The organism is Chromobacterium haemolyticum (assembly GCF_009936155.1).
In the GTDB taxonomy this organism is placed as follows: Bacteria; Pseudomonadota; Gammaproteobacteria; order Burkholderiales; family Chromobacteriaceae; genus Chromobacterium; species Chromobacterium haemolyticum.
On sequence record NZ_AP019312.1, the window covers coordinates 2,664,610 to 2,690,409 of the forward strand.

Genomic DNA, 25,800 nt, shown 5'->3' on the forward strand with positions numbered 1-25,800 from the left:
ATACAAAACCGGCCAGCTAACGCTGGCCGGTATTCGCTTCAAACCTTAGCTAACAGAGATTCAGCGCGCCGGCACCGCAGCCAACACCGCCTTCAGCAAATGCCAGGCCTTGCCCACTGACTCCACCTCCACCCGCTCGCCCGGCGCATGCGCACCGCGGATGTTGGGCCCGAAGGACACCATGTCCATATCCGGATACTTGGAACCCAAGATGCCGCACTCCAGGCCGGCATGGATCACTTGCACCTGAGCCTCGTCGCCGAACTCGCGTGCATAGACTTGCTGGAACAAGGCCAGCAGCTTGGATTGCGGGTTAGGCGCCCAGCCCGGGTAGCCGCCTTCCATCTCGACTTTGCAACCGGCCAACAGGAACAGGCTTTCCACCTCGCGCGCCAGCATCCAGGTACCGGAATCCAGCAAGGAGCGCACCATCAGGTTGGCGAACAACTTGCCCTCTTCCACCACCACCACGCCCAGGTTGTTGGAGGTTTCCACCACGCCCTGGACGCGCTGGCTCATGCGCTTGACGCCATGCGGCGCCGCGTGCAAAGCAGCGAAGATCGCGCCTTGATCCGCGCGCGACATCACCTTGCCCAGCTCGATCCGCTCCTGCACCACGGTGACGCCCTCGTCGACGCCAGCCAGTTCAAAACGCATCAGGCTCTGGAACGCATCCAGCTTGGCCGCCACCTTGTCCGCATCCGCGGCCGGGAAAGCCACTACGGCGAAAGCCTCGCGCGACAAGGCGTTGCGCGCGGTGCCGCCCTTGAACGAAGACACGCGCAGATCGGTTTCCGCTTCCAGCTCGCGGATCAGACGAATCAGAATCTTGTTGGCGTTGCCGCGACCCAGATGAATATCGGCGCCGGAATGACCGCCGAGCAGGCCTTTGATCACCAGGCTGGCGGATTGATAGCCAGCGGGCACCGCCTCGCTCGCATAGCTGCGGCTGACGTTGACATCAACGCCGCCGGCACAGCCCATGTAGAACTCGCCCCACTCTTCGGTATCGATATTAATCAGATACTGGCCTTGCAAAAGGCCGGTACCCAAGCCCAGCGCGCCGCCCATGCCGGCTTCCTCATCCAGTGTCAGCAACACCTCGATCGGCCCGTGCGGCACGTCCTCGCTATTCAGCACCGCCATGCCCAGCGCCACGCCGATGCCGTTGTCGGCGCCCAGCGTGGTGTTTTCCGCCACCAGCCAGCCGTCTTGCAGCACCGGACGAATCGGATCCTTGAAGAAGTCGTGCTCGGTGCCGGTGTTGGCCTGGCACACCATGTCCAGATGGCCTTGCAACACCACGCCGATGCGGTTTTCGTAGCCTGGGGTCGCCGGTTTGCGAATGATCAGGTTGCCGACCTCGTCCACCACGGTGTCCAGGCCGCGCAGTTCCGCCCACCCCTTCAGGTAATCGCGCAATTGCTGCTCATGCTTGGACGGACGCGGGATTTCACACAAGGTCTGGAAATGCTCCCAGACGACTTTGGGTTCTAGTTCTGCAATTCGGGTCACGGAAAGTCCTCTAAATCATCAAGATGCGATAGCGGTTCGGGCTATGGCCGAACGCGCCGCGCCCGGCGCGGCAACGTTGGAATTCAGACTGTCCACTTTATCACGCCCGCATGCGCGGCGTCATGTGGGAAACTCATGCCAAAAGCGTCTAATCCGCTGAATCGCTTGACCGAAGTCATGAGTCCTCCTGCAAGCGGCGCCATGCTATTTGCCAGCTGTGACAAAGCCGCTATCCTCCGACACTGAAAATCCCTCTCGTCCGTTTGCCAAAGCCTGTTCAAAGTCTCGTAATCTGGAGCAAGACAGGATGAAACCGCTTGAAAAGAGAAATGGCCATGCGATGCATGAACATTTGAGCTCATGAACATTTGAGCTTGTGTTTCACACCGTATTGCTGAAGCGCAGCAGATCTCGAACAGGTTCTTTAGAAAGGCCTCCCCATGCACCGCTATCCCGATCAAGACATCGCCGCCATCTACCGGGTGATAGAACAACGGCGCGACATGCGCCATTTTCTGCCGGACCCGGTAGACCCGGCCCTGCTGCGACGGCTGCTCGAAGCCGCCCACCACGCGCCCAGCGTCGGCTATATGCAGCCGTGGCGCTTCATCCGCATCGCTAACCGCAGCCTGCGCGAGGAAATAGGCAAACTGGTGGACGCCGAGCGCCTGCGCACCGCGGATCAATTGGGCGAGCGCCAGGCGGAATTCCTGCGCCTGAAAGTGGAAGGCATCCGCGACTGCGGCGAAGTGCTGGTAGCCGCGCTGATGGATGGCCGCGAACGCCATGTGTTCGGCCGCCGCACTCTGCCGGAAATGGACTTGGCCTCAGTGGCCTGCGCCATCCAGAACCTGTGGCTGGCGGCCCGCGCCGAAGGCCTGGGCATGGGCTGGGTGTCCTTGTTCGATCCGGCCGCGCTCTCCGCGCTGCTGGGCATGCCGGAGGGCGCAAAACCCATTGCCGTGCTGTGTCTTGGCCACGTCGCCGAGTTTTACGCCCAACCCATGCTGGAACAAGAGAAGTGGGCCAGCCGCCAGCCTCTGGAGCAATTGGTGTTTGAAGACCGCTGGCGCGACTGAGCCAAAGCTAGCGGCGCGGCCATTGAAGCCCCCGCCGCCGTCATGCTAGCCTGCGAAGCATGGAACATGCTCTGTACGACTTTCTCGACCAGCACCAGATCCGCCGCCAGCGCTTCGACCATCCCCCGGTCTACACCTGCGAAGAAGCCGCGCGCCTAGCGCCCGGCCTGCCCGGCGCGGAATGCAAAAACCTGTTTCTATGCGACGCCAAGGGCCGCCAGCATGTGCTGTTGGCGGTGCCTGCCGACGCTGGGGTCGACATCAAGGCCCTGGGCGAATTGCTGGAACTCAAAGGCCTGCGCTTCGCCTCGCCTGACCGCCTGCAACGTTGCTTGGGCCTGACGCCGGGCTCGGTGACGCTTTTGGCCGCCATCAATGACCGCGACCGCCAGGTCGCCGTCGTCATTGATCAGGCGCTGAGCTGCCGGGACGCCATCCTTTGCCATCCGCTGGTCAATACCAGCACGCTGGCGTTGCCCATGGACGAGCTGATGCGCTTTCTGGACCTGACCGGCCACCCGCCGCGCATCGTCGAAGTGCCCCGCAGACAAAACCCAGCAGAGCAGGACTGAACGACGCGGCTTGTCAACGCCACGGCTGTTCCTGCATGATGGTCGTTTCTTTGGACTTGGCCGGATTGCAGACTCAAGCATGTCAGACATACTCAACACCATCATTTCCACCAAACGCGAAGAAATCGCCGCAGCCTTGCCGCAGCGGCCTCTGAGCGCGGTGCGCGCCGCCGCGGAAGCGCTCAGCGGCGATCGTCGCGATTTTGTCGCCGCGCTGCGCGCCAAACACGCGCTGGGCCAAGCCGCGGTCATCGCCGAGATCAAGAAAGCCAGCCCGAGCAAAGGCGTGATCCGCGAGGACTTCCGTCCTGCCGACATCGCCGCCAGCTACGCCGAACACGGCGCAGCCTGCCTGTCGGTACTGACCGACCGCCAGTATTTCCAAGGCGACGCCGCCTATTTGCAGGCCGCCCGCGCCGCCTGCCGCCTGCCGGTGCTGCGCAAGGACTTCATCGTCGACCCCTATCAGGTGTACGAAGCCCGCGCGATGGGCGCCGACTGCATTTTGCTGATCGCCGCCGCGCTGGAGTTGCCGCTGATGCGCGAGTTGGAATCCCTTGCGATGGAACTGGGCATGGCGGTTCTGGCCGAAGTGCACGACGCAGACGAACTGGAACAGGCTCTGCAATTAAGAACAGAACTGATCGGCGTCAACAACCGCAATCTGCGCAGCTTCGAAGTCAGCCTGGCCACCACGCTGAAACTGCTGCCTCAAATTGAGAACGGCCGTATCGCCATCACGGAAAGCGGCATCGCCACCATCGACGACGTGCGGCTGATGCGCAGCCACCAGGTCCACACCTTCCTGGTGGGCGAAGCCTTCATGCGGGAAAAAGAGCCGGGAGAAGGTCTCTCCCGGCTGTTTCAGAACGAAGAAAACCGCTAAGCCGCCGGCTATTGCGGCGGGACGATAGCGTCCAGCCGCAATTGCTCCTGCGGATTGAAGCGCTGGGCGCGCCAGCCAGCCAAGGCCTGCCGCCTCTGCGCGGCGTCCAAACCGGCAACCGTTTGCAAGCGCTGCGCCTCTAAGCGGTAAGCTTCCACCCTGGACTGCCACTGCGCTTGCTCGCGATCCAACTGCGACAAACGATCGGCGGCGGCCTGGCCCACCATGCCGGCGCGCAAGGCGTACAGCTCCTGTTCGCCGCCGCCCTTCTTCCGCAAAGCCTCCTCCGCCTCGGCCAAGGTCAAGTGCTTGACCGGTTCCAAGCGCGCCGCGCGCAGATCAGCCGGCAAGCCCGCCTCCAAGGCCTTGAGCCGCGCGGCTTTCTGCTCGGCGCTCAGGCTGACGTCGGCGGCAATGCGCAACCGTTTGACGGTGAAGTCGTCGTAAACGTCTTCCTCTCCAAACAAGCCGGCCACTTCCCTCTCCGACAGGAACTGCAAACGCAGCGCCCTCATCTGCTGCAAACGCTCGGCCACGCCGCCCGCCGCCGCCTTGCCATCGCTCAAAGCACGACGATAGGCGACATAGCGGTCGAACAACTCCAGCGCCTGCTTCAGGGCCGCTCCGTTCAATTGCGCCTGCAAGGCCTGTTGCACCGCCTTGCGGACCGCGGGCAGATCTCGCTCCCCCAACGCCGCCAATTGGTAATCGAACAAGCGTCTCAGTTCCGCGTCCACCCTCAGCGCCCCGCTCGCCTCCGCGCTCGCCCGGCCGTCGACCTGAGTGCCGCGCAACGACGGCGCCGCCTGCGGCGCGGAGCCGCCGGCCTGGGCCGCCGCCTCATCAGCGCCAGGCCGCCCCAGCCAGACCAGCCCGCCCAACAACAACGCGCAAGCCCAGCCTACCCAGGCGCGCCGCATCATAGCCCCGTATTCTTCAAGCGGTTGGCCTGTTGCCGATACAAACTCACCGGACTGACCTCGAACAAGCTGACCAGGCCGAAACTCTGGTTGATCTCATTCATATGGTTCATCCGGTAATTGTCGCGGATCACCTGCCCCAGCCGCGCCGAGCAAGCGCTGACCAGGCCATCGGTGGGCGTGGAACCAAAAGCCAGGCCCAGCACCCCCATCGGCACCGATAGCGGGTCCAGAATATTGGTGACGGTGGCCGAGCCGGTCCAAGAGTAATAACGGATGCCGTTGACCTGGTAATCCCCCTCGCCGCAAGCGCTGGCCGGGACCCCTTGCGGGAATTTGGCGCTAAAAGCGGCGGAGCCCGCGGTGGTCAAGGAATCCAAGGCGCCCACCGGATATTGCGGCTGGCCTGAAGTACCGGCGAAGAACTGAATGACCGTGCCCAAAGCCTTCGCCACGGCAACCGCCACGGCCTCGGACACCGAGCCCGAAGGCGCCACGCCTCGTACGATGTCGGCCACCACCGACCCCTTGTTGACGCCGCCCACCGATGTAACCGATGCCACCAGGTCCGGCCTCACCCCAGCCACGTAGCGTGCCGTTGGCGCGCCCTGGCTATGCCCGATCAAGTTGACCTTGGCGGCGCCGGTAATGGCAATGATTTTTTGCACCTGCTGCAACAACTGCTCTCCGCGAGCCTCGTTGCTGTTCAGCACGGACACTTCGGCCACGAACACCTGCGCGCCGTCTGAACGCAAAGCCGCCGGCACTTGGTAGAAGTAATCCACTCCCAGCAATTGGCCGAAGCCGAACAAACCATGCACCAGCACGATGGGATAGCGGGTCTGGGTATAGCCGCCAGCGGCGTAAGCCACGGACAGCGGCAGCCATAGTCCCAGACACAGCAATGCTCCGTGAAGCAACTTCTTCATGGTGTTTCTCCTCTAGTCGATGAAATACGGGCTGAGTATTTGCTCTTATTTGCATGCCCAAGATTGTTAATAGGGGAAAGCTGCTGAAAACACCAGAATTATTCAAACGTTTGTATTTTTACGTCACATATCAACAACAGAAAATACAACAACTTATAAATTCAACCGTCCAAAAGATTAGAAATCAGCTGACTAAACAAACAGCAGCCAATAAAAAACGCTATATGGCTGCAGCCATATAGCGTTTTTGGTTTGCCCAAGCTCAGCTCGGATTTCGTTCAGTAGTCGGAACCCAAGTACAGATAGGCAGTGGGCTTGCCGCCCTTCGCCGTGCCGACGCCGACGAAGAACGGCCCGATAATGGTATCCGCGGCCAGGAAAACCGAGCCGGCGGGGATCCAGTTAGTATCTTGCGACGTTAAATCTTCAGCCCGCACTCGGCCCCAAATCTTGCCTAGCTCCATCGAGATGCCAGCGTAAACGCCAGATCCAATGGCGGACGGCAGGCTGGACGCTCGCCAATACAGCATGGAGCGGAAAAGAGACGAGCGATCGCCGATCAGTTCGGATTCCTGATAACCGCTCAGGTTCAAAAAGCCGCCCAGCGATCTGGGCAAGGTCTGAGCATCCTCTCTGTCCTTGAGATTCAAAGCTCCCTTGTTCTTGGCGCTCAACCTTATTGTGATGCTGCCCAGCGTCTTGGCGTACTCCAAGGTCGTATTGTAACTGGTCAGATTGACATCGCTTCCCCAGGACGGAATGCTCTTGGTCAACCGGCCACTGAAGAAGTAGCCGGAGCGCGGCCAGCGCGGGTTGTCGAACTGGTCGACTATCAGGCTGGTGCCCACCCCGGTATCCCGAAAGTTTGACGGCACGAAGCCGGGAAACCAAGATACTCTCGAACCGAAGTGATTATCGTCCCGGTACGCGCCAATCCGCCATTCGCCGTACTGCCCCAAAGCCACGCCGCCATCCAGACGCACGCTGCCCACATCATTATTCCACTCCGTGTTCAACGAATGGTCAGCGTTATAAATCGGCAGAAAGTCCTGTCGATAGCCCAAGGACGCGGCGCCGAATACCGGGCTGCCCTCGTACAGCGGCTGGTACCACTCGGTCTTGAACAGCTTGTTCTGGCCTATGGACGCATCGTTGCGCCAGGCGCCGCCGGCGCTGTTGGCGTTGCGCCATTCATGCGAGGCCAAAAAGTTGAAATTGCTCTCGCCCGGCGTCGCGCTGTTCAGGTTCAAGCCAAAACGCAGGAAGTTAGGGCCAATGCTGCGTTCCAGCGGCGACACCGTCATCACATTGCGGCCGGACACATTGTCCACGCGGTAGGTCAGCCGGTCGTAATCGCCTCCGGCGAACACGCCGCGCAAGCGGGACTGGGCGCTGCTGATCGGCTCCACCACAGAGGAGAAGGCCAGCGATTTGGCCAATTGCTCCGGCTTGGTGAACTGACCGGGCTTGCCCTCCACCTGGATTTTGTCGATCAAGGGGAAATGCGGCCGTACCAGCCGGCGTTTCCACGCCGCGTACTCCTCTTCGGATACCGAATAGGCCGACAACTGCTTGGCCAGCGCCTTGGCCGCCTCCTCCCCTCGCTGAGTGATGGCTTGGTGCTCGCTGAAGGAGGCCGAGGTATAGCCACTCAGATCCGGCTTGATCACCAGATCGCGCTTGTCCAGCTTGCGCAGTTGTTCCTTGGCGTTGCGGCTGACCATCAGATTGGAGGTCTGTGCCACCACGTCGAACAGGCTGTTGATCTCTTTCGCCTTCATCAGCGGCGTGGACACATCCACAACGATCACCCGGTCCGCGCAACGGCCTTTAACATCCTGAATAGGCAGATTGCGCGCCAAACCGCCGTCCACCAGCAAGCGGCCCTCGTCATCCTCGATCAGATCGAACAATCCCGGCACCGCCATGCTGGCACGCAGCGCTCGCGCCAGCGAGCCTTGGGAAAACACCACCGGCTCACCGGTTGCCAGATTTGTGGCAACGGCGCGGAACGGGATGGGAAGCTGATCGAAACTGCCCACCACGCGGTCACGGGTCAGCTTATGGATGTACAGCTCGATTTCCTGCGAGTTGATCGCACTGCGCGGCACTTTCAGCCCGTCTTTTTTCAGACCGAAGGTGATGTCCAGATAGTTCTTGTAATCATCGCGCTTGCGGTCGTACGGCACGTCCGCCCGCGTCGGCTTGCCGGACAACAAGGCGTCCCAATCAGCGGCGTCGAACTCGTGTTCCATCTGAGCCAAAGGCAAGCCATTTGCATAAATACCACCAATCAGGGCTCCGGCGCTGGTTCCCGCGATACAGGTGATGGGAATCCGCAAACGCTCCAACTCCTTCAGCACGCCCAGGTGGGCAAAGCCCCGCGCGCCGCCGCCGCCCAACACCAAACCCACGCCCTGCGGCGGATAAACGCCAAGCTCTTCCGTGCCGTCCGCCCTAGCCGTTTGCGACAAAACCCCGAGCAACAGCAGCGCAGCCAGCGACTGTCGCCGATTCCTGCGATTGTTATTTGTAAGCATATGGGTAAATAATGAGAATTACCGTTTCACCCACGCCTGCGCGTGGCGTAAGATATAGCGATATGCCAATGAAAACATAATTTCCTATAAAGCCGGGCTAAATGTTTGACTTCAAATCACTTGTCAGTTCCCTACTGAACAAAAACACGACTGCCTCCGAAGTGGCGCAGTCCGCAACCCTATTAGTGCGCGACCTGCCTGAAGCCGAGTATTTCGGCGCCCTAGTGGAAATCATCAAAGCCGTCGCCAAAATCAATACCGACACCGAGATATCGCTGAAAGAGCGCGTCAAAACCTTGGTCTACGTCGACGACAAGGCCAACAATATCCACCGTCAGCTGTGCCAGGACTATTTACAGTCCAAAGGCGGCAGCAAAGGCTATCTTCCCACCATTCTGGCCTATTGGCACGAACTGTCCACCGCCTATCAAATCTGCCTGCGGCTGTACAAAAGCCACCCCAACGCGGTGCCGGAAGACGAAATCCGCATCGTCACCATCCGCGGCCTGCATCATCAGATGCGGCTGATCGCCTGGAATTCGCTGCGCTATCTGAAGCCGGAAGGCGCAGCGTGGCAAAACGGTTTCCGCTTTTTCAGCCAGGCGGAGGAAAGCGGCTTTTCCCGGCAGCCTATCAAGCTTTATCTGAACAGTCCGGATGAATTCAGCTGCGAGCAGTTGTTAATTCAGGCCGGAATGCTGTTCCTTGCGCAGACCGACAATATGCTGCACAAGGAAATCGTCGCGGTCGACCAATTGCTGATGATGCTGAGCCAGGGCATTCCGCTAGACAAGCAACCTCCGGTGGAAGAACCTATTTTCGTGTACAACCTGTCGATGCCCGAACCACCGCAGGCCATGCTGCGCGGCATGGCTGGCAAATGGCACCGCTATTGGTCCGCTTACGAAATCACCAGCCGGCTGGCGGATCTGATGTTTGACCTGGACAGACGCACCCCTCCCGCTCTGGAGGCCATGGACGGCAACCTGGAACGCGAGGAATGGGCCATTCTATGCGAAAAACTGGCCATTCGCTGGTCTACCGACGGCGGCAAGTCACTACGCAAGTCCGAACGTTCCCTTCACGCGTCCAACGCCCATGTCAGCATCGGCTTTGAACGCGTCGCCTATCAGGTCAAGGTTCAGGACGTGCCAACACAGGATACCGAGCGCGCAAGCGACTGGCGCATCAACGACATCAGCTCCACCGGCATGGGCCTCACCTTCATCGGCAAGGCGGTTGAGCAACTGGCCATCGGCCGCGTCATCCTGGTCAAAGCGGACAACCACCCTCAACTGCTGGGTGTGATCCGCCGCATCCTGCGCCAGAGCAACGGCACCAAGGTAGGCATAGAAATCCTGGGACAAAATCCCGTCGGCGTATCGCTGCTGGATCCGGAGCACTCGGACTCTCCGCCCTCCACCGCCATCTACATCACCCAGCCCAACTCCCGCAAAGGCCAACGCTACTTTCTGATGCCCAAGGCGCTAACGCAGCCGGACAAGCAACTGGTGCTGGCGGCGCAAGGCAAGTCCTACCAGATCCGCCTCAAAGCCCCGCAGCACGAATACGAAGACTGCAGCCACAGCGACTTCGACACCCTGTCCAAAGTGGATTAAGCCTCGCCCGCCGCCCGACGGCACTCAATAAAAAACCGGCTTGCGATTGCAAGCCGGTTTTTTAAGCGGGTAAATCCTGCTTACAGCACTTCAATGATCCCGGCGGCGCCCATGCCGGTGCCGATGCACATGGTCACCATGCCATAGCCCTTCTGGCCGGCGTCGCGCATGCCATGCACCAAGGTGGCGGTGCGGATAGCGCCGGTGGCGCCCAGCGGATGGCCCAGTGCGATGGCGCCACCGTGCGGATTCACCTTGGAAGTATCCAGCTCCAGGTCACGGATCACCGCCAAAGCCTGAGCCGCAAACGCCTCGTTCAGTTCAATCCACTTCAGATCGTCCTGCTTCAAACCGGCCTGGTTCAAAGCGGCGGGAATCGCCTCTTTCGGGCCAATGCCCATGATTTCCGGCGGCACACCCTTGACCGCGAAAGTGACATAGCGACCCAGCGGCGTCAGCTTGAACTCCTTGAGCACGCGCTCGGACACCAGAATCACCGCGCCGGCGCCGTCGGACATCTGCGAAGAGTTGCCGGCGGTGACCGAGCCCTTGGCGTCGAACACTGTCTTCAGCTTGGCAAGGCCCTCCAGCGTGGTCTCGCGACGCGGACCTTCGTCGGTGTCCAGAACTCGGGTTTTAACGGCCACTTCGCCGGTTTCCAGGTTGGGCGTGCGATACGTCGCCTCCAGCGGAGTAATCTCGCTCTTGAACTTACCACCGTCAATCGCGGCCAGCGCGCGACGGTGCGACTCCACAGCGAACGCGTCCTGATCTTCACGCGACACGCCCCACTGCTGCGCCACTTTCTCGGCGGTCAGACCCATACCGTAAGCAATGCCGTAGTTTTCGTCCTTGGCGAAGATTTCCGGGTTCAACGACACCTTGTTGCCCATCATCGGCACCAGAGACATCGACTCGGCTCCCGCGGCGATCACCACGTCGGCCTCGCCCAAGCGGATGCGGTCGGCGGCCATCTGCACGGCGTTGATGCCGGACGAGCAGTAACGGTTAATCGTAATACCGCCCACGGTATTGGGCAGACCGGCCAACAGCACGCCGATACGCGCCATGTTCAGACCCTGCTCCGCTTCCGGGAAGGCGCAACCCACCACGCAGTCGGAAATCAGTTTCGGGTCCAGATTCGGCACTTGGGCCAGCGCGCCGGTAATCACGTGCGCCAGCATATCGTCCGGGCGCACATGACGCATCATGCCGCGCGGAGCCTTGCCCACCGGCGTGCGGGTGGCGGCGACGATGTAAGCTTCTTGTACTTGTTTGCTCATTTTCAATTCTCCTGTCGGTCGCCTGATCGGCTTTGCGGCGATCAAGCGGCCTTTCATCTGGCTATTGACCGCGCTTGCGGGAGGATTCGTCGCGAGCGGGCCGAGATCGAAGCGAGAAGCGCAGCCGTACATGGGGTACGGCGAGCATCACAGCATTCGATATCGGCTCGCGCAGCAGAATCGTCCCCAAGCACTTAGTTGCGCAGCGGCTTGCCGGTGGTCAACATATTGGCGATGCGGTCCTGGGTCTTGGAGTTTTTCAGCAAGGTCATGAAGGCCTTGCGCTCCAGGTCCAGAATCCATTGCTCGTTGACCAGAGTGCCCGCCTCGACATCGCCGCCGGTCATCACGTCAGCGATCAGGCCGGCGATGAAGAAGTCATGCTTGGAAATGAAGTTGCCTTCCAGCATATTCACCAACTGGCCCTTGATCGACGCGGCGCCGCTGCGGCCGGCCACCGGGAAGCCCTTGACCTTGAGCGGCGGGCGATAGCCGGCTTCGGCCAGCGCGATCGCCTGCTGCTTGGCCACGTGCAACAGCTCGTAGGCGTTGAACACCACTGGGTCGCCGTTGCGGAAAAAGCCGATTTCCTGCGCCTCGAAGCCGCTGGTGGCCACTTTGGCGGTGGCGATGGCCATGAAGTAATCCTTCAATGCGGCCAACACATCGCCACGCGCTTCTTGCGCGGCACGCAGAGCGAACTCCTTGCAGCCGCCGCCGCCCGGCAGCAGGCCGACGCCGACTTCCACCAGACCAACGTAGGACTCCAGCGCCGCCACGGTCTTGTCGCAGTGCATCGCGAACTCGCAACCGCCGCCAAACACATAGCCCTGGGTAGCGGCCACCGTCGGCACCTGGCAGTAGCGCAGGCGCATCGAGGTTTCCTGGAAGCGGCGCACCGTAGCGTCGATCGCGTCCCAATCGCCCATCATGAAGGCCGGCATCATAGACTGCAGGTCGGCGCCGACGGAGAACGGCTCCTCGGTCTGCCAGATCACCAGGCCCTTGAAGCGGTCTTCGGCGATGTCGATGGCTTTATTCAGGCCTTCGATCACAGCCGGGCCGATGGCATGCGCCTTGGATTTGAACGACACCACCAGGACCTCGTCGCCGGTGGTGAAGGCGCGCACGCCCTCGTTCTCGAACACGGTCTCGCCCAGCGGAGCCGACACCTCGCCCAGCACCTTGGCCGGCGCCAGTTGACGCTGGTACACGTCCAGCGCGGAGCGGCCCACCAGCGTGTTGCCGGCAGGGTCGAAGGAACCTTCGGCGAAATGCACGCCGGCGCGGTCTCCCTGCAATACCCAGGCCGGCAGCGCGGCGGCGCTCAGCGCCTTGCCGGCTTTCACGTCCTCGTCCAGCCACTTGGCCACTTGCTGCCAGCCGGCGGCCTGCCAGGTCTCGAACGGGCCCACGCTCCAGCCGAAGCCCCAGCGGATGGCGAAGTCAACGTCGCGCGCGCAGTTGGCGATATCGGCCAGATGATGGGAGATGTAATGGAACACATCGCGGAAACATGCCCACAGGAATTGCGCCTGCGGATGGCTGCTCTCGCGCAGTTTCTGGAATTTTTCCGCCGGGTTGGCGATCTTCAAGATTTCCTTGACCGCGTCGTCGCCCTTCTCGCCGGAGCCAACGTATTCGCCCTTGGCCGGGTCCAGCACCAGCATGCGCTTGCCGTCTTTTTTATAGATGCCGGCCTTGGTCTTGGCGCCCAGCGCGCCGGCGGCGATCAGCTTCTGCATCCATTCCGGAGTCTGGAACAGGCCGTGCCACGGATCTTGCGGCAGGGTGTCCTGCATGGTTTTGACCACGTGGGCGAAAGTGTCCAGGCCCACCACGTCGGCGGTGCGGAAAGTGGCCGACTTGGGACGGCCCAGGCGCGGACCGGTCAGATCGTCCACCACGTCGAAGCGAATGCCGAACTTGTCGGCGTTGGCGATGGTGGCCAGCATCGAGAATACGCCGATGCGGTTGGCGACGAAGTTGGGGGTATCCTTGGCGCGCACCACGCCCTTGCCCAGGCTGGACACCAGGAAGCGCTCCAGATTATCCAGAATGTGCGCGTCCGAGGTCAGGCAGGGGATGATTTCCACCAGGTGCATATAGCGCGGCGGATTGAAGAAGTGCACGCCGCAGAAACGCGGACGCACATTGTCCGGGCAGCTTTGCGCCAGCGTGTTGATCGACAAGCCGGAAGTATTGGTGGCGAAAATGGTGTGCTCGCCCAGATGCGGCGCCACCTTGTGGTACAGGTCCGCCTTCCAGTCCATGCGTTCGGCGATGGCTTCGATCACCAAGTCGCAATCCTTCAAGAGGTGCAGGTGGTCGTCGTAGTTGGCCGGCTGAATGTGGTTGACGGCATCCTTGTTGGCCAAGGGGGCCGGCTTCTGCTTTTTCAAGCCTTCCAGCGCCTTGAGCACGATGCCGTTCTTGTCGCCTTCCTTGGCCGGCAGATCGAACAGGATGGTCGGAACTTTGGCATTCACCAGATGAGCGGCGATTTGAGCCCCCATCACGCCAGCGCCTAGCACGGCTACCTTGCGTACGTTGAACTTGGTTTGAGACATGGTTTCCTCGTTTTGTTGAAACACAACATGAGACAGGCCCCTCTCGCCTGCTCAGCCTGCTTCAAGGACGGGCGTTGTTCGTCCTTGCGCTGAGTCGGCGGCGCGCCGCCGCTGCAGCCGGCACAACTTGACCGGCCGGGAAGTGATTATGGTGAAGCCCGGCCCGTCCGGAAGCCTGGCGCTGGAAAAGTCGCCCCATCGCCGCGGACATCCGTCAATCTACTGAAAAACCGCGCCGGCAGCCACTCTGGCGGCGGCTCAAGCGCAGCTGGAAAAAGCCTGTATTGAAAAATATCAAACACTCGCTTTTCTCCCAAATAAGTCTAACCCAATTTGGGCAAAAAAACAGGGGGTACGTGGAAAAATTGAGGGAGAAAACAAGCGGAAAAACCGGGGCGCCGCAAACGCAAAAACCGGGCGAGCGCCACAGCGCCCGCCCGACCCGAAATCCGCGCGCCCAGCGGCGCCGATTCAATTAAAACCGATAGTTGTACTGCAGACCGATCAACTGCAGATAGGTCTTGTAGCTACCCCTCACCGTGCCGCCGTTGCCGGTGCAGGCGCCGTTGTTACCAGAAGGGCTGCATGCATCAGTGTAGTTCACATTGGCATTTGCAAAGTTGATAAAGCTATAGGCGACGTCGACCGAGCTTTGCTTGTTGATCTTGTAGTTGGCACCCAGCGACAACCACAGACGATCGCTATCCGGGATAGCAGGATGACGATCATTATCGGACTTCAACGGCGACTGCTCCCAAGCCACGCCGCCACGGAACAGCCAGGCATCGTTGTACAGGTAGTTGGCACCTAGGGACACGCGCCAGGTGTCACGCCAGTTCTGATGAATTGTGATATCTCCCTGAGATACGCCATTCACCGTACCCTGCTTGATAACGATATCCTTCATTTGCGAATTGGCCACCCAGGTCACATCGCCCATCACCGCCCACTTCGGATTCAACTGATGGAAGAAGTTAGCCGACGCGGTCTCCGGAGTCGTAACATCCACAGTTGCACTTGTATCAGGGTGCTTTTTTGAGCTCAAATAAGCCTGAAGATTGGGAATGCCGAGCCCAGCTAAGTTACCCTTCACATTAGAAAAATCCCAATCCGCCGTTCCTTCTAGCTTCTGCTTGATCGCTGAGCGATAAGCAAGGCCGAATCGGGTATTCTCATCCAGAGTAAACATATAACCGATGTTCCAGCCAAAGCCCCAGTCGTCACCGGAGATTCGAGCAGTCCCATCCCCAGACACGCCCAAGGCATTAAGCTGCCCCTGCACCAATGCACCACCAACGACATTGGGATTCATTCCATTCGCGCCAGCCAACAACTGACCAATTCCTGTACGCACATCCGCAGCCTGCTGCAAAGTCGCGTCAAGGTACTGAGCCGAAATACCAAAACCAAATGCATGGCGGTCATCCAACTTGAATGACATGCTTGGATTAATATTGAAGGACTTGAGATCTACGTTCTGCAAGGCATAACGCCCCGCCCAGCCACTGTCATAATCTAACTTGGCACCATACGGAACAAAGACACCCACACCTAAATTAATCTTTTCGTTTAGCTTGTGCGATAGATAAAAGTTAGGTGCAACTACCACCGAAGGCGCAAAAGAGCCCCCATTACCACCTCCGGTGGGTTGATTGGCAAAATTGGTAGAGCCATTGTCGGTATATTCGGAATGCGGCACCACAAAGGTAAGACCGCCGGCAAACTGCGTGCCCTCCAGCCGGGACAGGCCGGCCGGGTTGCTGAAAATGGTGGAAGGATCGTTGGCCTCGGCGCCGTTGGCGTGCGCGGTGCCCTGGCCGGACACGCTCTGCGAACCAAACTGATAACCCGAGGCCACGGCCTGGGTGGACATTAGACCGAATGTTGCGCCCATGACCATCACGGACAGGCTGAGGTGCTTGAGTTTCATGTTCTCCCTCTCTCTTTGGCTTTGCTATATATAAGTGTTCTTAGGTATTAGACGACCAATAACAAGCACTGGTCATATTTGATGCTACCAGAGAATTAGAGCAATTCCACAAGGTTTTGGAGTGTTTGTTCCAAACAAACGTTTAATGAGACATTTCTGCAACAAGCACGCAAAAAAGCATTGAAATAGGCTAAATATCGCCCAAAAGACGCGATTTTCCATCGCAATCCACCGCCACATAGGTGGCGACCACCTCAGTGATCGCCTCATGCGAGCCGTCGATGCGCTCCGCTTCCACGGTGATTTTCAGGGTGATGGATTTCTGGCCGATTCGCAGCCGTTCCACATAAAGGTCCACCACGTCGCCCAACAGGATGGGCGCGGCGAATTGGAAAGTATTGACAGCCACCGTGGTCACCGGGCCGCGCGACAAACGCTCGGCGTCCAGACTGCCGGCCATGTCGATCTGATTCATCAACCAACCGGCCTGGACTCGGCCGTAAGCGTTGGTGCTGGTTGGCAGCGCGCGCACGCGCAACGTGGGAATCCGGACTTCAGGGCGGTCCATGCTCACTCCTTTGTTCTTGTTCGTCGCTCGGCTTTGGCGACTTTCGTCATTTCACGCCAGCGGCCGTCATCACAGCCGCTGGCGTGAAATGCCGGGACGAATCCCGGCAAATCTTACCCCTTATGCTCAGAAGATCAAGCGTTGCAGCAGCTTGTCGTCATGTTGCTCCAGCATCTTGTCGAAGTCGTCCACCATGATCACGTCGCGTTTGAGCTTGCGCGCGCGGCTGACGGCATCGAACTCGGCCTGGGTAAGCAAACCGGCCGCCAAGGCTTCCGCCAGGCGCTCTCGCGCGGTAACGGAAACAAACTTGCCGTCGCGCGCCAGTTTGCGCAGCTTTTGCTCCAGCGGCTCGGTGGCCAGTACCGCTTCCAGCGCGTGGGCCAGCACGCCCACGGCGTCGCCCTCTTCTTTCGACAGATACATGCCGCGCGTCAGCCGTTCGCGCGTTGCGCCCGGCTCCATCATCGCGCGCGCCACTTGGGTGCCGACGCGATCGGACGCCGGCTTGAGCGTCAGACCCCACGGGAAGATCAGCTTGCGCAGCACCGCCGCCAGCATGCGGCTGGGCAGATTGGCCAGGAAGCCGTCCATCGCCTGCTGCACGTCGTACAAGGCGTTTTCCACCGACCACTGCAGCACCGCCAGGTCTTCCTTGGGCGCGCCGTCGCGCTCGAAGCGCTTCAGGCAGGCGGAGGCGATGTAGAGGCCGGACAGCATGTCGCCCAGACGCGCGGACAGTTTCTCGCGGAATTTCAGGCTGCCGCCCAGGCTGAACATCGCCATATCGGACAGCAAGGCGAAAGCGCTGGAGAAACGAGTCAACCGACGATAGTAAACCCCCACCTCGCCGCCGCGCGGCGCGCCGGCGAAACGGGCGCCGCTCAGGCCCAGCCACAGAGAGCGGACCACATTGCTGATCACAAAGTTGATGTGACCGGTGATGGCGGCGTCGAACTCCTTCCCGTCATTGGCCATCGCCGCCTTCATCTCGCGCAGCACGAAGGGATGGCAGCGGATCGCGCCCTGGCCGTAAATGATCATCGAACGGGTCAGGATGTTGGCGCCTTCCACGGTGATGCCGATTGGAATCGCCTGATAGGCGCGCGCCAGGTAGTTGCGCGGCCCCAGCACCACGGCCTTGCCGCCATGGATGTCCATCGCGTCGTTGATGGCTTTGCGCATGCGCTCGGTGTTGTGGTACTTGAGGATGGCCGACAGCACCGACGGCTTCTCGCCGGTATCGAGGCCGGTCAGCGCCAAGTCCTGAGAGGCTTCCATCTGATAGGTGTAGCCGCCGATGCGCGCCATCGCCTCGTCCACGCCCTCGAACTTGCCGATGGGCAGGCCGAACTGGTCGCGGATGCGCGCGTAAGCGCCCGTGACGAAGGTGCTCATCTTGCCTGAAGCCACCGACATCGCCGGCAGGGAGATGCAACGCCCCACCGACAAGCATTCAACCAGCATGCGCCACCCCTGGCCGGCAAACTCGCGGCCGCCGATGATCCAGTCCAGCGGAATGAACACATCCTTGCCCCAGGTCGGGCCGTTCATAAAGGCGGCGCCGCCGGGGAAGTGGCGACGACCTATGGCCACGCCTTCGTGCTCGGTTGGGACCAGCGCGCAAGTAATGCCCAGGTCTTCCTTATCGCCCAGCAGATGCTCCGGGTCGTACATCTTGAACGCCAGGCCCAGGATGGTGGCCACTGGAGCCAGAGTGATCCAGCGCTTTTCCCAACTGACGCGCAGGCCGAGCACGTCGTCGAAACGCTCGCCGGTGCGCGGATGGGTGTAGCTGCCGCGGCAGACGATGCCGTAGTCGGGGATGCTGCCGGCGTCCGAACCCGCATAAGGGCTGGTCAGCGCGAAGCACGGGATTTCCAGGCCCTTGGCCAGACGGGCCAGATAATAGTCCTTCTGCTCCTCCGTGCCGTAGTGTTGCAGCAGCTCGCCCGGCCCCAGAGAGTTGGGCACCATCACCGACACCGCGGCGGTGCCGCCGCGGGTGGCGATCTTGGTGACCACCTTGGCGTGGGCGTAATTGGAGAACTCCAGACCGCCGTACTGCTTCTTGACGATCATGCCCAGGAAGCCGTTGTCCTTGATGAACTGCCACACTTCCGGCGGCAGATCCTTCAGCTCGTGGGTGATCTTCCAGTCGTCGATCATCGCGCACAGCTGTTCGGTGGGGCCGTCGATGAAGGCCTGCTCTTCCGGCGTCAGCTTGGGATCGGGGAAAGACAGCAGACGATTCCAGTCCGGCTTGCCGGAGAACAGGTCGCGATCCCACCATACCGTGCCGGCATTGATGGCTTCCTGCTCGGTCTGGGACATCGCCGGCGTGATTTTCTTGAACACGCCGAACACCGGGCCGGTGAACACGGCGCGGCGCAGCGGCGGAAGATTGAGAACGGCGGCGACCACCGCGAAAACAGCCCAGGCCGCCGGCGGCAGCGGGCAGTGGAAGATAAACTGGAGCGCGGCGAGCCAGGCGGCCAGCCCCACGGTCCAGGCCAGAACAGGCGCGCGGAAATACGCCAGCGCGCCCAGCAGCACGACCAGAACAACGGCAGATATCATTTTGTTTTACCCTCGTGTTGACCCTTCCATTCCGGCGGCAACAGCAAGGGACGCGGCCGCGATCGGCACGTCCTGCCCTGCGCTCCGGAATCAGCCTTCCATGGGCGCGACCAAGCCAGCCATGACAAAGGGCACGAGGTATTTGACGATCATGTCCGGATCCCGCGCGCTGACGATCTGACTTCGAGTAAAGATCTTCAACACATCGTTGCCTGCAAAGGCATTGAACATGACGCTGAACGCAAGATGCATTCTCCAGGCCAACTGCTCCGTGTCCAGCAAGGGCAAGGCGCGCTGAAACGCGCGACTGTAACGCTGGACGAACACGCTGTACTGCTGGGAGATGGTTTCACGCAACAGACGATGGTTTTCCACCAAGGTGCGCGACAACAAGCGCACGAACATCGCCCCGCCGCGCGACGGGTCCTTGGACAGCGACAGGCAAGGCCGTATGAACGACAGCACCAAGCCTTCCACCGACAGTTTCTCCTCCGAGGCCTCCGCCTCCAGCTTATCCAGTTCCGCCAGGCAGTCCGCTATCAACGGGGCCAGCCTGCGCATGAACACGGACTCGAACAACGCATCCTTGGAGCCGAAGTGATAATTCACCGCGGCCAGGTTTACCTCGGCTTGCTGGGTAATCATGCGCAGCGAGGTCGCTTCGAAACCGTGCTCCACAAACAAGCGTTCTGCAACGTCCAGAATGCGGGTGGCGGTATCGGGGCGGCTTGCTTCCATGTTTTCCAGTGCCTTTTTTGTATTTGCTGGTTTTATGGTCTTGCTCATTTCAGCTTTCGAACAAGCGTTTCAAACTTACGTTTTAATTTGATGAATGTCAAGACATGTCTCGACAGCGCTCGGGCCAAACTCAACAGGGCGGCAACAAAAGCGGCAGTCCGTATTTTAGACTGCCGTTTGAATGAAACACATGTTGAAAGCGTTTAGTCAAGGCCGCGCGCCAAATCCCGCTTCAGGTCTTCGACATGCTCCAAGCCCACCGCCACCCGCAACAGGCCTTCCACGATGCCGGCCTTGGCCCTGGCTTCCGGCGTGATGCGCGCGTGGGTGGTGGACGCCGGATGGGTGATGGTGGATTTGACGTCGCCCAGATTGGCGGTACGGGAAATCAACCGCACCCGGTCAACCACTCGCCAAGCCTCCTCCCTGCCGCCCTTGACCACGAAGGACACCACCGCGCCGCCGCCGCTTTGCTGGCGAAGCGCCAGCTCGTGTTGCGGATGACTGGCCAGCCCCGGATAGAACACCCGCTCCACCGCCGGCTGGGCTTCCAGCCAGCGCGCCAACTCCAGCGCGCTGGCGCTGTGCTTTTCCATCCGCAAATGCAGGGTTTCCATGCCGGAGAGCAGCGTCCAGGCATTAAACGGGGCCAGCGTGGGGCCGGCGGTACGCACATGCAGATAAATCTGTTCGATCAACGCATCGCCGCCAACCACCGCACCGCCCATCACCCGGCCATGCCCGTCGAGATATTTGGTGGCGGAATGCATCACCAGATCCGCCCCCAGTTTCAACGGCTGCTGCAAGGCCGGAGAACAGAAGCTGTTGTCCACCACCAGCAAGGCGTCGTGCTGATGCGCAATCTGGGCGATGGCGGCGATGTCGGCGATTTCCGTTAAAGGATTGGACGGCGTTTCCAGAAACAACAAACGGGTATTGGGCCGCGCGGCGTCGCGCCAGGCTTGCAGGTTTGTGGCGTCGACAAAGGTGGTTTCCACGCCAAACTTGGCCAGCAGGCCGGCGAACAGATTGGTGGTGGAGCCAAACAGGCTTTGCGAAGACAAGATGTGGTCGCCGGCCTTGAGCAGGCTCATCATGATGGCCTGGATAGCCGCCATGCCAGTGGCGGTGGCGATGGCGCGCTCGCCCCCCTCCATCAGCGCCAAGCGCTGCTGAAAGGCGGCGACAGTGGGATTGGTGAAGCGGGAGTAGGTATAGCCGTCCAGCTCGCCCAGAAACATGGCCGCGGCCTGTTCCGCCGAATCGTAGGTGAAGCTGGAAGTCAGATGCAGGCTTTGGCTATGTTCGCGATATTCGCTGATTTCGCGACCGCCGCGGATTGCCAGTGTTTCCGGGTGCCAACAGGCTTGTTCGGTATTGTCGGATGCCATTGAAGAGTCTCTACGGGTGCTTCAAAGATAAAGCCAGCGCCCATATTGCCTGAAAACCCACCGTTTGCTAAATGCCTGCCGGGCATAAAGCCGCCGGCCCGGCGGCATTAGGCAGGCCAGCATCCACTTAATTATTCGATCAACAGCATATGAGCGCGTACCCAATCCCGATCCGCCGCCTCGAAGTGCCACCACTCGGTGGCGATGCCGCTGAAGCCCGCTTGGCTCATGCAATGGCGCAACAGCAAGCGATTGGCCAATTGCGCCTCGCTCAGCCTCCCCGTCCGCCGCAACTCCGACTCGCGCTGCGGCTGCGCCAGCTCGGTGAAGTCGTCAAAGCCGGTGCCCATGTTCAGTTCGCGCCCGCCGTCATCCTCCACGCTTAGGTCCACAGCCATGCCGAAGCTGTGAATCGAGCCGCGCGCGGGGTCGGCGACGTAGATGCGTTGCGGCGTGTCCTTGACGATGTCCCACAACACTCGCTGCACCCTCCCCGGCCTCAGCGCGTCGAAAACCCGCAATTGGAAACCCGGCCGTTGCCTGCGCAACTCGCGCGCGGCCATGGCCAGGCGCTCGGCGGCGCGGCGATGCAACAGCGCCGGCGCCGCGTCGCCGTAAAGATTCCGTCCCACAAAATTATTGGGGCAGGCATAGCGCAGGTCCAGTCTTACCCCGTCGATATCCGCAATCGACAGGTACTCCGGATGCGCCGCCAACTCCTCCATGGCGATGACCGCTTTCATTCTCTTCGCACTCCCCTTCATTCATCCTCCAGCCATCTCCCGCGCCAGCCGCTCGGCGCTGCCCAGGGCCAAGGTAAAGCCCAAGGCGCCGTGTCCGAGATTCAGCCAGAGATTAGCCGGCCCGCCAGGCGCGCGCCCTATCATGGGCACCCCGTCCGGCGTGGCCGGCCTCAAGCCGGCCCATTCCATAGCCTGTTCCAAATAGCCCGCTCGCGGCCAATCGCGCTTCACTTGCCGGCGCAAGCCGGCCACGCGCCGCGGATCCGGGCTTTCGTCGTAGCCAACCAGATCCGCCGCCGCCGCAACCCGCAGGCGCCCGTCTATCGGCGCGTACAAGGTCTTGCGTTCGAAGTCTGTGACGCTTAGAACCGGCAAACACTCTCCCGCGGGCATGTCCAGGCTGTAACCCTTCAGCGGATAGAGCGGCAGCCGCAGGCCCAGCTTGCGCGCCAACGCCGCGCCGCCGACGCCGGCGGCCAGCACCAGATGCAGGCAGGGCAAGGCCTCATCGGACAGCAAGACTTGCCGCACTCGCCCCTGAGCCATTTCGAAACCGCTAACTTCCCGACCAAAGCGGAACTCGACATCCAGGCCTTCCTCAAGCATCCGCCGCTGCATGGCCAGGCAGAACAGCCGACAATCCGCCACTTCCTCGTCAGGAGTATGCACGCCGCCGGCTATCGGCCCGCTTAGTCCGGCCAAGGCCGGCTCCAAATCATGGCAAGCATCCGTATCCAGCAGTTGCTGGCACGCACCCAGCTCGCTCATCGCCGCCACGCCTTGACGCGCATGCTCCAGCGCCGCCGCGCCGCGGTACAGTACCAGCTTGCCGTTGCGCCGCCAGGCAAAGTCGCCCAACCCCTCCTCGCGCAGCCCTTCAAGCAACACGCGGCTTTCTTGCGCCAAACGCCACAACTGAGCGCTGCCGGCGCGATTGGCTTTACGGTTGCAAGCGCGATAAAAGCGCCACAACCACTGCCATTGGGCCGCGTCCCAGCGTAGACGCAAACGCATCGGCGCATCCGCACTCAACAACCAGGCCAGCGCCTTGGCCGGCACGCCCGCATCGGCCAGCGGCGCGACATAGCTATAGCTTAGCTGACCGCCGTTGGCGTGGCTGGCGCCGGCCGCCGCCTCGCCGCGCCGCTCCAACACCGTGACCGGCCAGCCCGCCCGCGCCAGCCGCCATGCGCTGCACAGGCCGATAACGCCGGCGCCCACGACAAGCACTCTCGATCCCCCCATCACCGCCCCCTCGCAAAGTCCGTCGAAACCGCGAAGCCGGCCCGCGCCGGGAACCAATTGCCAAGGTCTTGGACCGACAGCGGTAGATGACGGACAATTCGCATGCCGCGAACAAGAATTCAGGATAGCGTAAATGACAAAATCGATCCTCTCCCTTTCCCTGTTGCTGGCCGGCGCTTTGCCTGCCGCCGCGCTGGCGGCCAAGCCGCTGGTCTTTTGCGCGGAAGCCTCGCCGGAAGGCTTCGACCCCGCGATGTGGGACACCGCCTCCACTTACAACATCGTCAAGCCCGTCTTCCAGGGGCTGACCGAATTCAAGCGCGGCGGCGTGGCGCTGCGCCCAGGGCTGGCGGAAAGCTGGAGCGTGTCGGCGGACGGGCTGGAATACACCTTCAAACTGCGCCGCGGCGTCAAATTCCATCACACCGAGTATTTCAAGCCCAGCCGCGACTTCTCCGCCGACGACGTGGTTTTCACCGTCAACCGTTGGATCCGGCCGGACCTGCCGTTCAATCAGGCGTTCAAGACCCCGCTGACCGGCCCGGACGGCTACGGCCTGGTCAAGCTGATAGCCTCGGTACAAAAGCTGGATCCTCACACCGTCAAGATCCGGCTGAAGGAGCGCAACGCCACCTTCCTGACGTTCTTCGCGATGGGCTTCGCCGGCATGCAGTCGGCTGAATACGCCCAGCAGCTGCTACAGGCCGGCAAGCCCGCGCAGATCAACCTGCTGCCCATCGGCACCGGCCCCTACCGCTTCAAGAGCTACGCCAAGGATTCGACCGTGCGCTATGAGGCCAATCCTCAATACTGGGGCGCGCCGCAAAAAACCCGCAGCCTGATCTTCGCCATCGTCACTGACCCGCAAGTACGCATCCAGAAGCTAAAGGCGGGCGAATGCCAAGTGGCCGCGGCGGTGCGCGAGTCCGATCTGGACACCTTGAACACCGACAAGAACATCAAGATCGCCGCCACCGGCGCCAGCAATATTTCCTACCTGGCCTACAATCTGAAACGGCCGCAGTTCGCCAAACGCGAAGTGCGCGTGGCGCTGGACATCGCCATCAACCGCGATGCCCTGTTCAAGGCGATGTTCCCCAAGGGCGGCGCCACTCAGGCGGTCAACCCCTATCCGCCGTCCACCTGGAGCTGGAACCCCAAAACCCGTAATGAATACAACCCGGCCAAGGCCAAGGCGCTGCTGGCCCAAGCCGGCTACCCCAACGGCTTCACCCTGGATTTATGGGCGCTGCCGGTGCAGCGGCCCACCAATCCCAACGGCAAACTGATGGCGCAGATGATCCAGCAGGACTGGGCCAAGATAGGCGTCAAGGCCAATATTCGGTCCTACGAATGGGGCGAGTACCTGAAACGCGCCGCCGCCGGCGAACACGATGTCTATATGTCGGGCCTGACCAGCAACTCCGGCGATCCGGACGACTTCCTCTGGAACGCCCTGTCCTGCAGCGTCAGCAAGGGCGGTCAGCGCTTCTGCAATCAGGAGTTCGATAAGCTTCTGCTGCTCGGCCGGCAGGCCACAGAGCAGAAGCAACGCACTCAGTATTATTTGAAAGCCCAGGAAATTTTCAAATACGAACGCCCCTGGATCACCATGGCCCATTCGCGCATTTACATTCCAATGCGCAACAATGTGCAGGGTTTCGTGATGAATCCCAATGGCTCTTTTGACTTCGAGGACGTATGGCTCAAATAAACCCGGCCTGGCCCACCCATTTCGCCAGCCACCGTTACCAGAGTTTGCGGGCCGGCCCGCGCCTGATCGTCACCGGCGCCGTGCACGGCAACGAGGTTTGCGGCGCGCTGGCCATCCGTCGCGTGATGGCCGAACTGGAACAAGGCGCGCTGGCGCTCCGCGCCGGCCGGCTGACCCTGGTTCCGGTGGTCAATCTGCTGGCTTTCCAGCTAGGTCAGCGCGGCGGCGAGCGCAACCTGAACCGCAATCTCTCGCCCAGCAACGCGCCGGACGATTTCGAAGATCACGTCGCCAACTGGCTGTGCCCCTTGCTGTCGGAACATGAGGTTTTGCTGGACCTGCATTCCTTCCAGTCCCGCGGCCAGCCTTTCGTCTTCCTCGGCCCGCGCGACAACGCCGGCGAGCTCGAACCCTTCGCCCTGGCCGCGCGGGAAGAGGCTCTGGCGCAGCGGCTGGGCGTGACCCGCGCAGTGGACGGCTGGCTGTCCACTTACGCCCTGGGCGTGAGCCGCCGCGGCAAGACGGCCGGCGGCGATGCCCGCTACGGCGTGGGCACCACCGAATACATGCGCCAACAAGGCGGCTGGGCGCTAACGCTGGAATGCGGCCAACACGACGACCCCGCCGCGCCGGATGTCGCCTACCAAGCTATCGCCAATACGCTGGCCCATCTGGGCATGGTGGACGCGCCGCCCCCCACGCCGGCTCCTCTGGAAGCGCTGAGCCTGTATGAAGTGGTGGACAAACTTGACGATGGCGACCGTTTCGCCCGCGACTGGACCAGCTTCGATCCGGTGAGCAGAGGCGAACTCATAGGCTGGCGCGCCGACGGCAGCCCGGTGACGGCCATAGACGACGGTCGCATCGTCTTCCCCAACCCTCAATCGCCAAGCGGCCAGGAGTGGTTCTATCTGGCTCGCCCCTCCAATCGGTTTTAAGCCTCTCTTCCTTGCTCCGGGCTGCGTTAGCGCGGCTCGG

Annotated in this window: 19 protein-coding genes; 6 read left to right on the plus strand and 13 right to left on the minus strand. The window is 61.2% G+C overall.

The annotated features are described in order from the left end of the window. Window positions 1-60: 60 nt before the first annotated feature. Window positions 61-1,515, minus strand: a complete 1,455-nt coding sequence (locus GYH29_RS12155) for an aminoacyl-histidine dipeptidase (protein WP_161523820.1) — start codon at window positions 1,513-1,515, stop codon at window positions 61-63. Between the two features lie 440 nt (window positions 1,516-1,955). On the opposite strand from GYH29_RS12155, the gene bluB reads away from it, so the two are divergent. The 3 genes from bluB (at window position 1,956) to trpC (ending at window position 4,052) form a co-directional block, all read left to right on the plus strand. After that, window positions 1,956-2,594 (plus strand): 5,6-dimethylbenzimidazole synthase, encoded by a 639-nt coding sequence (bluB, locus tag GYH29_RS12160; RefSeq protein ID WP_019102227.1) that lies wholly within the window; start codon window positions 1,956-1,958, stop codon window positions 2,592-2,594. Window positions 2,595-2,653: 59 nt separating this feature from the next. Then, window positions 2,654-3,166 (plus strand): prolyl-tRNA synthetase associated domain-containing protein, encoded by a 513-nt coding sequence (locus tag GYH29_RS12165; protein ID WP_118267783.1) that lies wholly within the window; start codon window positions 2,654-2,656, stop codon window positions 3,164-3,166. Between the two features lie 79 nt (window positions 3,167-3,245). Beyond that, window positions 3,246-4,052 (plus strand): indole-3-glycerol phosphate synthase TrpC, encoded by an 807-nt coding sequence (gene trpC / locus GYH29_RS12170; RefSeq protein WP_118267785.1) that lies wholly within the window; start codon window positions 3,246-3,248, stop codon window positions 4,050-4,052. Between the two features lie 8 nt (window positions 4,053-4,060). On the opposite strand, the gene GYH29_RS12175 is transcribed toward trpC, so the two are convergent. The 3 genes from GYH29_RS12175 to GYH29_RS12185 form a co-directional block, all read right to left on the minus strand. Next, window positions 4,061-4,975 (minus strand): lipase secretion chaperone, encoded by a 915-nt coding sequence (locus tag GYH29_RS12175; RefSeq protein WP_019102224.1) that lies wholly within the window; start codon window positions 4,973-4,975, stop codon window positions 4,061-4,063. Next, window positions 4,972-5,901: an esterase/lipase family protein gene (locus GYH29_RS12180; protein ID WP_019102223.1), complete on the minus strand. Its 930-nt coding sequence runs from the start codon at window positions 5,899-5,901 to the stop codon at window positions 4,972-4,974. The genes GYH29_RS12175 and GYH29_RS12180 overlap by 4 nt, the downstream gene beginning before the upstream one ends. A 278-nt stretch (window positions 5,902-6,179) precedes the next feature. Further along, complete coding sequence (locus GYH29_RS12185) at window positions 6,180-8,441, minus strand: patatin-like phospholipase family protein (protein WP_161523821.1); 2,262 nt, start codon at window positions 8,439-8,441, stop codon at window positions 6,180-6,182. 161 nt (window positions 8,442-8,602) lie between these two features. On the opposite strand from GYH29_RS12185, the gene GYH29_RS12190 reads away from it, so the two are divergent. Beyond that, window positions 8,603-10,060, plus strand: coding sequence for a PilZ domain-containing protein (locus GYH29_RS12190; RefSeq protein ID WP_232060394.1), 1,458 nt, complete (start codon window positions 8,603-8,605; stop codon window positions 10,058-10,060). 80 nt (window positions 10,061-10,140) lie between these two features. On the opposite strand, the gene GYH29_RS12195 is transcribed toward GYH29_RS12190, so the two are convergent. From GYH29_RS12195 to GYH29_RS12235, 9 genes are all read right to left on the minus strand, one after another. Continuing rightward, window positions 10,141-11,343 carry an acetyl-CoA C-acyltransferase gene (locus GYH29_RS12195; protein WP_019102934.1) on the minus strand — a complete coding sequence of 401 codons (1,203 nt, stop codon included), beginning with the start codon at window positions 11,341-11,343 and terminating at the stop codon, window positions 10,141-10,143. A gap of 194 nt (window positions 11,344-11,537) precedes the next feature. Beyond that, window positions 11,538-13,913: a 3-hydroxyacyl-CoA dehydrogenase/enoyl-CoA hydratase family protein gene (locus tag GYH29_RS12200; RefSeq protein ID WP_081574511.1), complete on the minus strand. Its 2,376-nt coding sequence runs from the start codon at window positions 13,911-13,913 to the stop codon at window positions 11,538-11,540. Between the two features lie 475 nt (window positions 13,914-14,388). Beyond that, on the minus strand, window positions 14,389-15,843 hold the full coding sequence (locus GYH29_RS12205; RefSeq protein WP_043590578.1) for an OmpP1/FadL family transporter: 1,455 nt from the start codon (window positions 15,841-15,843) through the stop codon (window positions 14,389-14,391). Between the two features lie 190 nt (window positions 15,844-16,033). Next, window positions 16,034-16,411, minus strand: a complete 378-nt coding sequence (locus tag GYH29_RS12210; RefSeq protein ID WP_019102937.1) for an acyl-CoA thioesterase — start codon at window positions 16,409-16,411, stop codon at window positions 16,034-16,036. 126 nt (window positions 16,412-16,537) lie between these two features. Continuing rightward, window positions 16,538-18,991: an acyl-CoA dehydrogenase gene (locus GYH29_RS12215; protein WP_161523822.1), complete on the minus strand. Its 2,454-nt coding sequence runs from the start codon at window positions 18,989-18,991 to the stop codon at window positions 16,538-16,540. Window positions 18,992-19,081: 90 nt separating this feature from the next. Continuing rightward, complete coding sequence (locus GYH29_RS12220; protein WP_019102939.1) at window positions 19,082-19,729, minus strand: TetR/AcrR family transcriptional regulator; 648 nt, start codon at window positions 19,727-19,729, stop codon at window positions 19,082-19,084. Between the two features lie 203 nt (window positions 19,730-19,932). After that, a complete protein-coding gene (locus GYH29_RS12225) occupies window positions 19,933-21,120 on the minus strand; it encodes an O-succinylhomoserine sulfhydrylase (RefSeq protein ID WP_161523823.1) in 1,188 nt (395 codons plus the stop codon). 131 nt (window positions 21,121-21,251) lie between these two features. After that, complete coding sequence (locus GYH29_RS12230; RefSeq protein ID WP_161523824.1) at window positions 21,252-21,863, minus strand: M15 family metallopeptidase; 612 nt, start codon at window positions 21,861-21,863, stop codon at window positions 21,252-21,254. 21 nt (window positions 21,864-21,884) lie between these two features. Continuing rightward, entirely contained in the window at window positions 21,885-23,108 is a 1,224-nt protein-coding gene (locus GYH29_RS12235) for a D-amino acid dehydrogenase (RefSeq protein WP_161523825.1), read from the minus strand. A 133-nt stretch (window positions 23,109-23,241) separates the two neighbouring features. Here GYH29_RS12235 and GYH29_RS12240 point away from each other — a divergent pair, with 133 nt between their 5' ends. Together GYH29_RS12240 and GYH29_RS12245 are read left to right on the plus strand one after the other, a co-directional pair. Further along, complete coding sequence (locus tag GYH29_RS12240; RefSeq protein WP_019104303.1) at window positions 23,242-24,822, plus strand: ABC transporter substrate-binding protein; 1,581 nt, start codon at window positions 23,242-23,244, stop codon at window positions 24,820-24,822. Further along, window positions 24,810-25,760 carry a succinylglutamate desuccinylase/aspartoacylase family protein gene (locus GYH29_RS12245; protein ID WP_161523826.1) on the plus strand — a complete coding sequence of 317 codons (951 nt, stop codon included), beginning with the start codon at window positions 24,810-24,812 and terminating at the stop codon, window positions 25,758-25,760. Before GYH29_RS12240 ends, GYH29_RS12245 begins: the two co-directional genes overlap by 13 nt. Window positions 25,761-25,800 lie beyond the last annotated feature (40 nt).